Annotated in this window: 14 protein-coding genes; 3 read left to right on the top strand and 11 right to left on the bottom strand. The window is 46.2% G+C overall.

Annotated elements, in window-relative coordinates; all coding sequences use genetic code 11:
• Window positions 1-29: 29 nt before the first annotated feature.
• The 6 genes from pbpB to NYE38_RS07800 form a co-directional block, all read right to left on the bottom strand.
• Entirely contained in the window at window positions 30-2,174 is a 2,145-nt protein-coding gene (gene pbpB, locus NYE38_RS07825; RefSeq protein ID WP_017417732.1) for a penicillin-binding protein 2B, read from the bottom strand.
• Between the two features lie 6 nt (window positions 2,175-2,180).
• The gene (gene ftsL, locus NYE38_RS07820) at window positions 2,181-2,534 is read right to left on the bottom strand and encodes a cell division protein FtsL (protein WP_017417731.1); all 354 of its coding nucleotides are present in this window, start codon (window positions 2,532-2,534) and stop codon (window positions 2,181-2,183) included.
• A 39-nt stretch (window positions 2,535-2,573) separates the two neighbouring features.
• Window positions 2,574-3,509 (bottom strand): 16S rRNA (cytosine(1402)-N(4))-methyltransferase RsmH, encoded by a 936-nt coding sequence (rsmH, locus tag NYE38_RS07815; RefSeq protein WP_007409704.1) that lies wholly within the window; start codon window positions 3,507-3,509, stop codon window positions 2,574-2,576.
• A 69-nt stretch (window positions 3,510-3,578) separates the two neighbouring features.
• Window positions 3,579-4,010 (bottom strand): division/cell wall cluster transcriptional repressor MraZ, encoded by a 432-nt coding sequence (mraZ, locus tag NYE38_RS07810; protein ID WP_007409703.1) that lies wholly within the window; start codon window positions 4,008-4,010, stop codon window positions 3,579-3,581.
• Window positions 4,011-4,135: 125 nt separating this feature from the next.
• On the bottom strand, window positions 4,136-5,755 hold the full coding sequence (bshC, locus tag NYE38_RS07805; RefSeq protein ID WP_017417730.1) for a bacillithiol biosynthesis cysteine-adding enzyme BshC: 1,620 nt from the start codon (window positions 5,753-5,755) through the stop codon (window positions 4,136-4,138).
• An 86-nt stretch (window positions 5,756-5,841) separates the two neighbouring features.
• A complete protein-coding gene (locus tag NYE38_RS07800) occupies window positions 5,842-6,723 on the bottom strand; it encodes a 2-dehydropantoate 2-reductase (protein ID WP_026092251.1) in 882 nt (293 codons plus the stop codon).
• Window positions 6,724-6,885: 162 nt separating this feature from the next.
• On the opposite strand from NYE38_RS07800, the gene NYE38_RS07795 reads away from it, so the two are divergent.
• Entirely contained in the window at window positions 6,886-7,368 is a 483-nt protein-coding gene (locus NYE38_RS07795) for an N-acetyltransferase (protein ID WP_007611262.1), read from the top strand.
• Between the two features lie 40 nt (window positions 7,369-7,408).
• Here the strand turns inward: NYE38_RS07795 and gerR are convergent, their stop codons facing one another.
• The 3 genes from gerR to NYE38_RS07780 all read right to left on the bottom strand — a co-directional run bounded on the left by gerR (window position 7,409) and on the right by NYE38_RS07780 (window position 8,862).
• Complete coding sequence (gene gerR, locus NYE38_RS07790; RefSeq protein ID WP_003154450.1) at window positions 7,409-7,984, bottom strand: sporulation-specific transcriptional regulator GerR; 576 nt, start codon at window positions 7,982-7,984, stop codon at window positions 7,409-7,411.
• A gap of 158 nt (window positions 7,985-8,142) precedes the next feature.
• Entirely contained in the window at window positions 8,143-8,322 is a 180-nt protein-coding gene (rpmF, locus tag NYE38_RS07785) for a 50S ribosomal protein L32 (protein WP_003154457.1), read from the bottom strand.
• A 21-nt stretch (window positions 8,323-8,343) separates the two neighbouring features.
• Window positions 8,344-8,862, bottom strand: coding sequence for a DUF177 domain-containing protein (locus tag NYE38_RS07780; protein ID WP_003154459.1), 519 nt, complete (start codon window positions 8,860-8,862; stop codon window positions 8,344-8,346).
• A 208-nt stretch (window positions 8,863-9,070) separates the two neighbouring features.
• Between NYE38_RS07780 and NYE38_RS07775 the strand changes: the two genes are divergently transcribed.
• Window positions 9,071-10,318 (top strand): nucleotidyltransferase, encoded by a 1,248-nt coding sequence (locus NYE38_RS07775; protein ID WP_071181753.1) that lies wholly within the window; start codon window positions 9,071-9,073, stop codon window positions 10,316-10,318.
• Window positions 10,319-10,336: 18 nt separating this feature from the next.
• On the opposite strand, the gene NYE38_RS07770 is transcribed toward NYE38_RS07775, so the two are convergent.
• Window positions 10,337-11,359 carry a SepM family pheromone-processing serine protease gene (locus NYE38_RS07770; RefSeq protein ID WP_003154464.1) on the bottom strand — a complete coding sequence of 341 codons (1,023 nt, stop codon included), beginning with the start codon at window positions 11,357-11,359 and terminating at the stop codon, window positions 10,337-10,339.
• A 5-nt stretch (window positions 11,360-11,364) separates the two neighbouring features.
• The gene (locus NYE38_RS07765) at window positions 11,365-12,144 is read right to left on the bottom strand and encodes a patatin family protein (protein ID WP_063636623.1); all 780 of its coding nucleotides are present in this window, start codon (window positions 12,142-12,144) and stop codon (window positions 11,365-11,367) included.
• Between the two features lie 179 nt (window positions 12,145-12,323).
• Between NYE38_RS07765 and ylbJ the strand changes: the two genes are divergently transcribed.
• The gene (gene ylbJ / locus NYE38_RS07760; protein WP_071181751.1) at window positions 12,324-13,550 is read left to right on the top strand and encodes a sporulation integral membrane protein YlbJ; all 1,227 of its coding nucleotides are present in this window, start codon (window positions 12,324-12,326) and stop codon (window positions 13,548-13,550) included.

Here is a 13,550-nt window from a genome sequence, read left to right as displayed (position 1 = left end):
CGCGGGCATCCGCGGACTTCTCTGTCCCGTTAATCAGGATTTTTAAATTTCACCTTGATCACGGTATTTTCTTTCAGTTCTTTTCCTTTTTTCACACTTTGGCTTGAAGCGTAACCTTCACCGCTCACATCAATGTGAATGCCTGATACTTTGCTGAATTGAAGCACTTCCCGTCTCGACCATCCGGACATATCCGGCATCGTCATCTTTCCGTCTGTTTTTAAGAAGATTTTCTGATTGGTGATCACATCTTCTCCAGCTGTCGGATACTGCTCTTTTACGGCAACATCGCTGCCGATGACAATCGGTGTGAGATGTTCATTTTTCGCTTCCTTCTCAGCGCTCTTGACCGTCTTATCTGTCAGGTCAGGCATCTTTTGGCTTTTCGTTTCTTCCTGACCGGAATCTGTTTTTTCCGTCGGTTCGATATTCATGTAGTGGAGGCTGTTTTTCATCGTCGGGTTAAAGATTTCCGCGACAGGATCAGTGCTGCTTTGACCCGCTTTTAATTGCGGCTGCTGCACGGCTACATAGATGACGAGCTTAGGATCATTTTTCGGCGCCATGCCCATGAATGAAAACACATAGTTGCTCGTTCCCTTTAAATATCCGCCCGTCCCGGCGATTTGCGCGGTTCCCGTTTTACCCGCGACGTCAAATCCTTCAATTTTATAAGGTTTTCCCGTTCCGATGTCTGACGTCACGACTTCTCCGAGCAGGTTCCGGACTTTTTTCGCCGTATCGGCTGAAATCGGCGTGCCTACTTGCTCTGGTTTTGTCTGCTTGACGACTTTTTTCGTATCGGGGTCGACAATATGATCAATGACGTAAGGTTTCATCATTTTGCCGTTATTGGCAATCGCCGTGACGGCCTGAAGCTGCTGGATCGGCGTTATCGCCGATGCTTGGCCGTAAGCCGTAGACGCTTTGTCAAAATCATATTTGTAGTTAATTTTACTTGATACTTCACCGGGCAGATCAACCCCTGTTTTTTGATAGAGCCCGAATTTGTGCAGGTACTCATTAAACCGGTCAAACCCCAGTTTTTCGTTGGCCAGTTTGGCGAAAGCAACATTCGATGACCTCATGAGGCCGTCACGGAAGCTTGTCATACCCCAGCCGGCGCCTTCGTTCCAATCTTTAACAGGTTTGCCTCCCACTTTATATGTTCCTGATTTATATTTCTCGTTTGCAGAAAACACATTTTCCTGAATCGCCGCGGCAAGCGTAAAGATCTTCATCGTTGAACCCGGTTCATACGCGTACGACACTAAGTCATTGTAATAATTGGTGACGTTTCTGATATTCGGGTCAAAACTCGGACGCTGCCCCATCGCGAGCACTTTGCCTGTTTTCGGTTCTACGACAGCCGCCATAATTTTTTTCGGTTTATATTTTTCCGCTACTTTCGTCATGCTGTCTTCTAAAAAGGTTTGAATTTTCTGATCAATGGTTAAATATACATTGTCACCGTTTTTAGGTGCGGTGATTTTTTCTTTGCTGTTCGGAAGTTTCCAGCCGGATTTATCACTTTCGTAAGTGACAGATCCGTCGCGTTCCGTCAGATAGTTATTCAGTATTTTTTCAAGCCCTAAAGAGCCCTGTATCTCGTTTGTTTTTTCATTCACATCGGCATAGCCGAGAACATTTGACAAAAATACACCGTTCGGATAGTAGCGCTTCGTATCTCTTAAGAAAGAAATACCCGGAAGATTCATTTTTTCGATCTTTTGTTTTTTCGCATAAGAGATATCGCGGCCGGCTGAACCGAATTCCACCTGCTTCGCGCCATCCCTGTTTAAGATGTCCAGAATCTCGCTTTTATCAAGATTGATAACGGTCGCCAGCTTTTCCGCCGTTTTCTCTTTGTCTTTGACATGCTGAGGATGCTTCTTGTCGGTCGTCATCTTTTTATCAAGCACGGCAATGAGCTTATATGTCGCCGTGTCCTCTGCAAGCACTTTGCCGTTCCGGTCAAAAATAGAGCCGCGGCTCGCTTCTATCGTCCGCTTTTTTTCGTGCTGCTCGGTCGCTTTTGTTGCAAGTTCTACACCGTTTGCTTTACCGGTTAATTGAATGTACGCCATTCTCCCGAGAATGACAAAGAAAAAGAGAGCGAAACAAATACTGAGTATCGCTGCTCCTCTGTTCATAAACTTATTTTTTTTCGGCATGGGTTATCATTCCTGTATGTTTTTCACTTTTTTATCTTTCAGATTCAAACCGTGCTTTTTGGCGATATCCATCAGGCGTTGCGGCTGGCTTAAGTCAGCAGCCGTCTTTTCGAGATCACCGATCTGCTTATTCTGCTCAGATACTTTCTCCTCCAGTTTTTGCACCTCAATATTAGATTGGTAAGCCGCGTATGCCTTTGATACGATAAACATTGATGTGGAGAGAACGGCAATGGCAAACAGGACGAGCAGCACCTTTTCCCCGAGTGTAATGGAAGCCCTCTTTTTGACAATCACCTTTTTTTCGGGACTTATCACTGGCCGTTGTTGTTTTTCCTGCTGGTAAGCTAAGTTGCTCATAGGCTGATGACCTCCTTTAATGTTGTCATTTGCTGCCCGTTATTTTCGTTTCTCCGCAATGCGGAGCTTCGCTGACCGGGCGCGGTTATTTTCTTCAAGCTCCTCTTTTGATGCCGTAATGGGCTTTCTCGTAATCAGTTTTAATTCCGGTTCAAATTCTTCCGGTATCACGGGAAGACCCGGAGGCAGTTCGGGAAGTGATGATTTTTCCTTGAATGTCGTCTTGCACATTCTGTCTTCCAGCGAGTGAAAAGTGATCACAGACACCCTTCCGCCCGGCTTCAGCACCTCTATCGCTTGCAAGAGGGCCTCTTCAAATACTTGAAGCTCGTCGTTTACGGCGATTCGAATGGCTTGGAATACACGTTTGGCCGGATGACCTCCGCTTCTTCTCGCCGGAGCCGGTATCGCGTCCTTTATTAGATCGACCAGTTGGCCGGTTGTTTGAATAGGCGATTTTTCTCTAGCCTCTTCAATTTTTCGGGCGATCTGCTTGCTGAATTTTTCTTCTCCGTATTTAAAGAAAATCCTCACAAGGTCCTCATACCGCCATTCATTTACGACTTCTTTCGCCGTAAGGGCGGCCGACTGGTCCATCCTCATGTCCAGCGGTGCGTCATGATGATAGCTGAATCCCCGTTCCGGTGTATCAAGCTGCGGAGAGGATACTCCTAAATCAAATAAAATTCCGTCAACACTCGTAATGCCGTGTTCATGTAAACACTCTTTTAAATAACGAAAGTTGCTTTTCACCAGAATAAGCTGTCCTTTGTATTCGGACAATGTTTTCTTTGCGTTTTCAAGTGCTGTGTCATCTTGGTCAAAGGCGATCAAGCGTCCTTTTTCCGATAATTGCTGCAATAAATATGTACTGTGCCCGGCGCCGCCAAGGGTGCAGTCCACATAGGTTCCGTCCGGTTTGATATTTAAACCGTCGACGGTTTCACGAAGAAGTACTGTCTTATGCTGAAACATTTGTGTCGGTCCCACCTTTATCAGGAATGAATTGAATTGTCAGTTGTTGTTGTGATGCACGAAGATCCATTATATATCAAATCCAATCATGTTTTCAGCAATTTCAGCGAATGAATCTTCTTGCTCTTCTGTGTATTGTTCCCATATTACCTTACTCCACAATTCAATTCGATTGGAAACCCCGATGACAACACATTCTTTTTCCAGTTTTGCGTAATTCAGAAGAGATGACGCAATATTAACCCTTCCCTGCTTGTCCAGTTCGCATTCGGTCGCACCGGAAAAAAAGAATCGGGTAAATGCGCGGGCGTCTTTTTTGGTGAGCGGCAGAGCCTTCAGCTTTTCTTCAATCAGCTTCCATTCATTCATCGGATAGCCGAAAAGGCATTGGTCCAGTCCTCTGGTCAGCACAAACTGCTCACCGAGGCCTTCTCTGAATTTTGCGGGTACGATCATGCGGCCCTTTGCATCAACAGTATGCCGGTATTCACCCATAAACATGATAAGGACCCCCACTTTCTCCCCTAAACTCACCACTATCCGCCACTTCTCTCCACAACCTCATTTTACACTGTTTACACATAAAAAAAAACCCTGAACTATTCAGGGTTCTTTAAAACTTTATTTCAAAGTTTGACAATCTGATGTTGGTTTTGAAAAGAAAATGGCAGATGTTTGAAGGTTGTGAAGAATTTTGGACCGTAGCGGTTCAGATAATACATCACATTCCAAATCCGTTCCTGCGGAGCGCCGAGCGGTCTGATGCTGTTTTGGATTCTTTCATAGTCACGCAGCACAAAGCCTTCTTTTTCTTCAATTCTTTTCGTTACCGTCCGTTCTAAAAACAAGAGCTGATCTTGAATGAAAGCGGCATTCTTCTGTAAGAGCGGCTCAAGGCTTGAATCGACCTTCAGCGCTTCGTCCCTTGCGCTTTTATGGACAGCTTCAATCTGAGACTTCGCCTGCTCCATTACAGAAGAAAACTCTTCCGGAATCTGCTCTTCAAAATAATTGTCTTTCAGGTGTCCGGTGCCGTGTTCGATCGCTTCCTGAAGCGGGATATTCCGTTCTGAAAGCTTCTTTTCAATATGGCGCTCAAGAATCGTAATGTTCAGTCTCGGCACTACCGGCGTCATGCGAAAGCCCATTAATGAGAAAGCCTGCTTCAGCTCACCCCAATAATTGATCTCCCCCGGTCCCGCGATAAACGCCAGAGTCGGGATGAGAAACTCCTGCATAAGCGGCCTTGTCACAACGTTATTGCTGAAACATTCCGGTTTTTCTTCCATATGGGTATGAAGCTCGTCGTTCGTCCACTTCAGGTCAAGCTCTTTAATCATAAAAACGCCGTTTTCTTTTTCAATTAAGAAACGCTCTCCCTCGTGTTCGTAAAACAGATTGGCCTGATCTTTGTCCGATTCAATAATCGGGTGATAACCGGCTTCCCGCATAAAACGCTGCTGGTCTGAAACGGCTTTGGCAAGCTCATGATTGTGTTTTAAAATCTGCTGAAACATACCCGTTTCGAGCTTTTTAATCCCCGGATCTCCCGAATTCATCAGAATAAGGCCTTCTTCTTGAAACAAGTCGGCGATCAACAGCTCAAAAAAGTCCGTGAATGTCTCTGATGAGCGTAAACATCGCTTCACGTTTTGAAGGAGTGTGTTTGTGTGATCCGTTTCCTCAAAAGCAGCGAACACTTCATCAATCCAAGCCGCGCATTTTTCCTGATCAAGCTCGGTTTTAGCCGCCGATGTTTTTTTCCAGTACGACTGCGGCAGTTTCTGTTTCACCGGACCTTTATTCTCTGTTGACGTATGCACAAAATTGATTTCTTCCAGATCGTGATCTTCACCCGCCACCCAGAAAATCGGAACGACAGGAATCTGTAACGCCTCTTCCTGCTGTCTGGCAAGTACGATAATGGAGATAATTTTATGTATGGTGTAAAGAGGCCCCGTTAAAAGACCGGCCTGCTGGCCGCCTACAACCGCTGCGCTTTTTGGATCTCTCAGTTTTTCGATGGAGGCCTGCATGGCGGCGGAGTGAAATTTTTCGTGATAGGAGGATAAATAATCCGCTAATTCCTCTCTGGCAAACGGCCGCGAAGACAAGTCATGGAGCCGCTTTTGCCATACGTCCTCTGAATGAATATCATAATCAAAAAATGAAGACATGTTTTCTCCATCTATATAGTGCTGCACAAACTTATTTTGACTTTTGATGGAAAGTTCAGTTAGCTGCATCTGTCTGGAACTTCCTTTCTCCAATAAATAGTTAGGTTTCCGAAATGAGTATAGCATGTTACCGGAAAACCTCAAAAGACTTTGTTTCAGTTTCTTTCTAACGCTTTTATGCTGCGGTGTAAAAACGTGAGATGAACGGCCGGCAATCCGCGGCTTTCCGCTTCTTTTACAAGGTAGCCGATAATCGCATCAACCTCTGTCCGCCTGCCTGCCATGATATCGACGAGCATCGAAGAATGATTTTTTTCCGTCAGTCTGCACACTTCGCAAACCTTGTTCCACGCTTTTTCTCTATCGGCGAGGCCAAGAATTGTCTCCGCTTCTTCAAATACGTTTCTCATATACTTTTTGTAAGCGTCATTTCTTAACAGCTCTCCGTTTTTCACGCGAAGCAATGCAGTTAACGGGTTGATGCATACATTTATGATCAGTTTTCCCGTTAACAGCCGATACCAGTCGTTTTCATCATATACGGGAAAATCCCGGTGCATGCCGGAAAAGATGCTTTTGATCGTTTCCGGCCGGGAAGCGCTGAATACACTCCATCTTACGGCTCCCGCTCCCGTATGTTCAACGGCATGATCTGATATCTTTTTTGCTCCGTGCTCAACTGTGCCGGCATAAAGCGAATGATCTGTTTGCCAATCTTTCATGTCGTGTATGTGTCCCATACCGTTTTGCAAAAACAGCACATTCGTCCCTTTTATCGTCTCAAGGTCCCGCAGCACAGCACTGAGCTGGTGCTGTTTAACGGCTGCGATTAAGAGGTCGAATCCGGAAGTGATGCCGGTTTGCGCTCTGCATGCCGCCGTACATTCTATTCCGTCTTTCAAAAGCCGTATACCGCCTGAGTTAATCGCATCAGCCTGCTCCGTCCGCCGCGTAATGACCGTTACCTGATGGCGGGACGATAAGTAGTAAGCACATAAAAGGCCTACCGCTCCGCCGCCGATAATTCCGATTTTCACACTGTCACACCCTATATCTGCATTTTTCCATATTATCATAGCAGAAGCCGCCGCAAATTACTTCAATTTCGTTTTGAGCAAAAAGACTGGCAAGCATATTATAGTTGGAATTTTCAATTAAAGCGTTTACAATAATGGTAGAACACAACAAAGGGGGAGTTTGTGTTGAAAATAGAGCGACTGCTCATCAACTTTAAGACACTCGAAGAATTTAAAAGGTTTAAGGAATACGGGATGCAGGAGCTGTCGATGCTTGAAGATCTTCAGGATAATATCATTGAAAATGACAGCACCTCGCCTTTTTACGGGATTTACTTCGGGGATAAACTAGTGGCGAGAATGAGTTTATATCAGGTAAACGGAGGTGCGAATCCATATTTTGATCAGCGTCAGGACTTTTTGGAACTTTGGAAGCTTGAGGTTCTTCCGGGCTATCAAAATAACGGATACGGAAAAGCGCTTGTTGATTTTGCAAAATCCTTCAGAATGCCGATCAGGACAAATTCACGCATGAAATCAGCAGATTTCTGGGATAAGATGAATTTTGAGCCCGTTAAATATGATATGGCGCGTGATAAAGGAGAAAATCCTTATATCTGGCATCCCGATATGGACGGTGAAATGACATCCGGAGAAACGGCATAATAAAAAACCGGCGGGGCCGCCGCCCCCAGGCCGGTTCATTTTACAGGCTCTGCGCCGATTTTCTGTCGTCTTCTTTTGAATTGACCATCCTTCTCGCTCTGTCCATAATGTCAATTAGCGCTTTATAATCTTCTTCCGTCATCTCCAGCTTGTTTCTCAAGCTTTCATTTTCCTCACGCAGATCCTCGACTTCTTTTTGCAGCGCGGTCAGCTGTTCTGTGAGTTTTTCTTTTTCATGACGCACATCCGCTGCGGCCGGCGACTCTTTAAATTGCTGAAGAAACAAAATGACATCATCAATGGACAGCTCTTTTTCTCCTTCCGCCCTGCGGATCGGAGGCTGTTTGACGGTTCCCGGCAGATTGGCGGAATGCACCCCGATCTGCTTTCTTAATTCCTTCCGCTGTTTTTTCGCCAGTTCTATCCCTGACTGATATTGTTTTCTGACATAAGAATTCCATCTGAACCCGCAGGCGGCAGCCGTTCTCGTCAGCGCTCTGCCGACTTCTTCAAAAGCGGAAAGCTGGGTCCCGCCTTCCCGAATATGCCTGAGCACCACTTCGGCCAGCAGCAAATCTTCATCTTGCGTCCACGCGTCTTGTCTCGTTATCGTCAATCGTATCTCCCTCCATATTTGCTCATTTACCTCATACATATGCCGCTGATAGATTAGATAGACTACTGGCGCTCACAATTTTTTCGGCGGAAGCAGGCCGGAGGGGCAAAAAAAAAGAAAAGCGCAGGAACCGAGATTCCCGCGCTTTTCTTCATACATTAATTGCTTTTAACATTTATGTCTTTGCCGTTGTATGATCCGCATGCTTTACATACACGGTGAGACAATTTCATCTCTCCGCATGACGGGCATTCTGTCATACCAGGTACATTTAGTTTGAAATGTGTACGGCGCAATCTTTTTTTCATTTTAGAAGTTCTTCTAAAAGGTACAGCCATTATTCCCACCTCCTTAAAGAGTTAAGATTCATCATCTTGTGTTAAGAGCTTTTTCAGATCCGCAAGTCTGGGGTCGATTTGATTTTTCTTGTCTTCCTCAGAAATCACTTGCCAATCCTTCCCCACTTGGGGAGCGGCTCCTTCTTTTTGTTCAGTTTCACAAAAGACTTGCATAGGAATTTCTAAAAGAATCTCTTCTTTTACGATCGGAGTTAAGTCGACGATATCGTCTTCAGCAATATGAACGTCCTCATCTTCTATATCATCCGACTTATGAAATCTAAACAGTTCTTTTGTCGCGATTGTAAATGGATACGGCACATCAACTAAAGTTCTTGAGCACGGCAAAACCATTTCGCCTGAAATCGTAAAGTCAAACGAAACTTGCTTGGATTCAATCTCCGCGCGGCCCTTCACCCGGACGGGAGAAATGCGGCGGATGTCAGAATTCAATTTTGTCAGCTCATTTAACTCAACTGTTTCATCAAATTCAAAGCTCTTTTTCGCCATTTGATGAAGCTGATAAATCGTCCATTTCATTTGTATCACCTCAGGAAAGCAACAAACATGATTATAGCTTTTCAGAATGTTTTTGTCAATATTTTTTCTTTACAGCATAATGCCGCCGTCATGCAATCGTTGACAGCCGGATAGGCTATGCATACACTAAACGAAACGGACTAAAATATGCACTTCATTTGCAAATGTACCACACGAAGCAAAACATAGCAAGAAAGGCGGGACAAATATGAAAGCAGTCGGCCTGGTTGTTGAATATAATCCCTTTCATAACGGACACCGCTATCATGCGGAACAAGCAAAAATCAAAACGGACAGCAGCGTCGCGGCGGCGGTGATGAGCGGCCCTTTTTTGCAGCGCGGAGAACCGGCCGCCGTCTCAAAGTGGGCCCGGACAAAAATGGCGCTGGAAAACGGCGTGGATATCGTCATTGAGCTCCCTTATATGTATGCCGTACAAAAAGCAGAATTATTCGCGCGCGGCAGCGTTTCGCTTCTTCATCATTTAGGATGCAGCAGCTTGTTTTTCGGCAGCGAAAACGGGCGGATCGAACCCTTTATTGAAGCGTCTGAAGCGTTCAGCCGAAAGGAAGATGACTGCAGCCTGATTCTGAAAGAGGAGCTGAAAAAGGGTCTCAGCTATCCTGCCGCCGCCTCAAAAGCTTTTTCACACATATTCAAAGGGCGGGACATGCTCGATTTGTCCAAGCCGAACAATATTCTCGGTTTTCACTACGTTAGAGCGATACACACCTCCGGTTCCGCTATGAAGCCTTATACAACAGCCAGAATCGCTTCCCAATATCATGACGCCGAGCTTCCCGGAGATAACAGCCGGATAGCCAGCGCAACAAGCATCCGGAAAGCGCTGATAGAAAAAGGAACGGCGGCCGCAAGGAGCTTTCTCCCGGAAGCGTCTGCGCGTGAGCTGGAGGCATACAGAAATTCATACGGGATATGGCACAGCACGGAAGACTATTTTTCATATGTAAAATACAGCCTCAGCACTCTGTCCGCTGAAGAATTGAGCCGAATCTATGAAGTGGAAGAAGGCCTTGAGCACAGAATTCTGCGCACCATCAGACAAGCCCGATCCTATCGCGAAATGATGGAACGATTGAAAACAAAACGATACACGTGGACGAGGCTGCAGCGGATGAACACGCACATTCTGACACGGACGAAAAAAGAAGACATGCATCGGCTCTTGCAGCCTTCAAGCGCTCCTTATATCCGTCTTCTCGGAATGACGAAAAAAGGACAGGCGTACCTGTCGGCAAAGAAAAAAGAGCTTACCGCACCTCTCGTCAGCAAGCTCTCTTCTTTCTCTCATCCCGCTCTGGATCTGGACATACTGGCGGGACGGGTTTACAGCCTGCCGATAAAAGAACCTGAACGCACATTGTTTGAGAAACAGGAATTTTCACAAGCGCCGATCCGCTATGATGAAGACGAAAAGCGTTTTTTGAATGCGTAAAAAAAGCACCTGCCAGTATCAGGTGCTTTTTACTTTCAGCTGATCCAAATAGTCAAGTGCGTCCTGCATGGTGTCGACAGGGACGATCTTCATATCGGACTTGATTGCTTTCGCCGTTTTTACCGCATTTTTGTAATCAGAATTTTCAGCTCCGTTTTGATTCGGCGCAAAGAAAATATCTTTTCCCGCTTTGTCTGCGGCGACGACTTTCTGATCGATTCCGCCGATCGGTCCGACCTTGCCGTCCACGTCGATTGTCCCCGTTCCGGCTATATTATAGCCTTTTGTTTCGTCAGGTTTTGTCAGCTGGTTGTAAATTTCTAAAGACATCATGAGACCCGCAGAAGGCCCGCCGATGTTTTCAATGCTGAAATGGAGATCCGGCTTTACTTTCACGTTCCGGTCCGTATATAACGCTACGCCGATTCCCGCTCTTTTCGGGTCGTCCGGGAATGATTTCAGCACAATGTCAACGGTCTTTTCTTTCGTGTCCCGTTCAATGTGAAACGTTACTTTTTCCCCCGCTTTTTTGCTGCTGATATAATCAATCAGCTTTTCAGCGGATTCGTATGTTTTCCCGTCCGCGCTGATGATTTTATCACCGACCTCTATTTTTCCTTTTGCCGGCATGTCAGAGACGACTGAGCTGGCGAAAATCCCGTTAAATGAGTATTTCACCTGTTTCCCGGCTTTTTGATAAGCGGCAATGACCGCGTTTTCTTGGGAGCTTTTCATCATTTGCAGCTGGCGCTTCATATAATCCGAGTCCGATTCGCCCTCTTCTTTTATGCTTTCATCAGGGACGATTTCATCGTAAGGATGCACTTTCGCCCAAAGATATGTATACGGATTGGCGGGGCCTACTTTGACAGTCATCAAGGAAAGGCTTCCTTTTTCAGGATAGCCTCCGTCCACCTTAATCAGCGGTCTCAGCTCTGATGCTTCTCCCGGCTGTGTAATGTAATACGGAAGCTTAATAAATGTAACAGCAATTAATAAGATCAGGATGATAAACACCCAGCGAAAATGTTTTGCTTTCATATGAGTTAGCCCTCCCAGTTCTCTATTTCTTGTTTAATCCGGCCGATCATCCGGTCTGCGGCTTCTTCGCCCGCTGTGATCATATGATCAATGTTGGCAAAAGAACTTGAGCTGAATGATTCAAGAGAAGGGCGGATCATGACGTCTGCAGCAATGGTCTGGTGACGGACCAATTCATTTTGCAGTATATCCATACTTTGCATGATTACATCAAAAATATGTGCCGCTTTTTCCGTTTTTTTCACCCGGGATACGTCAGAGGCGATGACGATATCAGCACCCATATCTTTTACGGCGGAAACCGGGATTCTGTCAACTACCGCGCCGTCGACTAACATACGTCCGTTCATTTTTTGCGGGACGAAAACGCCCGGTATGCTGATGCTCGCGCGGACGGCTTCGGACACTGAACCTTTCGTAAAAACGAGTTTTTCGCCGGTCTGAAGGTCGCAGGCCACGATGCCGAGCGGGATCTGCAGTTCTTCTATCGGCTTGCCGTACGTATAGGCATGAACAAGCTGCCTGATGCGGTCTCCTTTTAAAAATCCGAGCCTCGGCATCGTATAATCCGCGTACAGCCGCCGCTTAAATGCTTTGGCGACTTTTTTCATCGTCGCCACGTCATGCCCGGCCGCATAAAAGCTCCCGACTAATGCTCCCATGCTGCTGCCGGCAATCATATCAATTGGAATCTGATGCTTATGTAAACTGGATAACACTCCGAGATGAGCGATGCCTCTTGCCCCTCCCGAACCTAACGCTAACCCGATTGTAGGTTTGGCCAACGCGACGAACCCCCTAATAGACATCCTATACATGAATTCTATGGTCTAAATTGAACCCCTATGCTCGTATATTAGTACAGGATGACAAATAGGTACTTGCCCGGCCGCCTTTAAGGTCTGTTCTATATTTTATCATGATATAAATGTCAGTGTGCAATTTTAGCATCGGGGAGGTAAGAATGAATTTGTCTAAGTTTCATACATTTTTGATTTCATTGTTTTTCATTTTTTTGACGGCGACGGTTATTTCACACCCTCAGGCCTCATTCGAAGCCTCCAAAACCGGTCTTTCCATGTGGTGGGAGGTAGTTTTTCCTTCATTGCTTCCGTTTTTTATTCTATCTGAGCTTTTAATCGGATTCGGCATTGTCAAGTTTGTCGGCCTTTTACTCGAACCCTTTATGCGTCCCATTTTCAGAGTGCCGGGGGTCGGCGGATTTGTACTGGCTATGGGCATGGCTTCAGGCAATCCGGCCGGCGCGAAGCTGACTGCACGGCTGCGCCAGGATAAACAAATCTCCAGAGTAGAGGCTGAACGCCTCGTCTCTTTTACCAATTCATCCAATCCGTTATTTATATTCGCTGCTGTGGCAGTCGGCTTTTTTCATAACGCGTCTCTCGGCATTCTGCTGGCATCGGCTCACTATCTCGGAAACATCGCCGTCGGCCTGACGATGCGTTCATACGGACGGAAAGAAGAAGCGGCGTATACTGGTAAAAAGACGATCGCTCTCCCTTCTCTGAAGGAAGCATTTCTGGCCCTCCACAAGGCGCGGCTTTCGGAAAAGCGGCCGCTCGGAAAAATTTTGGGCGACGCCGTCACCTCTTCTGTACAAACCTTGCTGATGGTGGGCGGTTTTATTATATTGTTTTCGGTTTTCAGCCGGTTATTATCAATCGTACAAGTCATGGATGTGCTTTCTGTATTTACAAACGCGCTGCTTTCGCTTTTTCATCTTCCGGCAAATCTGGACATCCCTCTTATCAGCGGGATGTTTGAAATTACACTTGGGAGCAAACTGGTCAGTGAAGCTGATGCCGACTTGCTGCCGAAAGCCATGATTGTGAGTTTTATTCTCGGGTTCAGCGGCCTTTCCGTACAGGCCCAGGTAGCCGGCATTTTATCGGAAACAGATATCCGCTTTAAACCGTTTTTCGCGGCGCGTATCCTTCAGGGCATTTATGCCGCACTCTTTATTCTCTTACTGTGGAAGCCGCTTTACCTTGCATTGGACGAACCTTACCAGTCCGTATTCCTCCCTTTCCGCGATCAGGAAGCGGGATCTGCTGCCGTCAGCGGATGGAATACACTTGTTGAAACCGGGCCCGCCATCACGCTGACAGCTCTCGCCGTATACGCATTGATTTATTGTTACAGGCTGTCAGCACGGACAAAAAAAGGATGA

The organism is Bacillus sp. EU63, from assembly GCF_038592915.1.
GTDB classification, from domain to species: domain Bacteria; phylum Bacillota; class Bacilli; order Bacillales; family Bacillaceae; genus Bacillus; species Bacillus velezensis.
The sequence above is the reverse complement of the archived record's forward strand: the minus strand, read 5'-3'. Positions and strand labels throughout refer to the sequence as shown.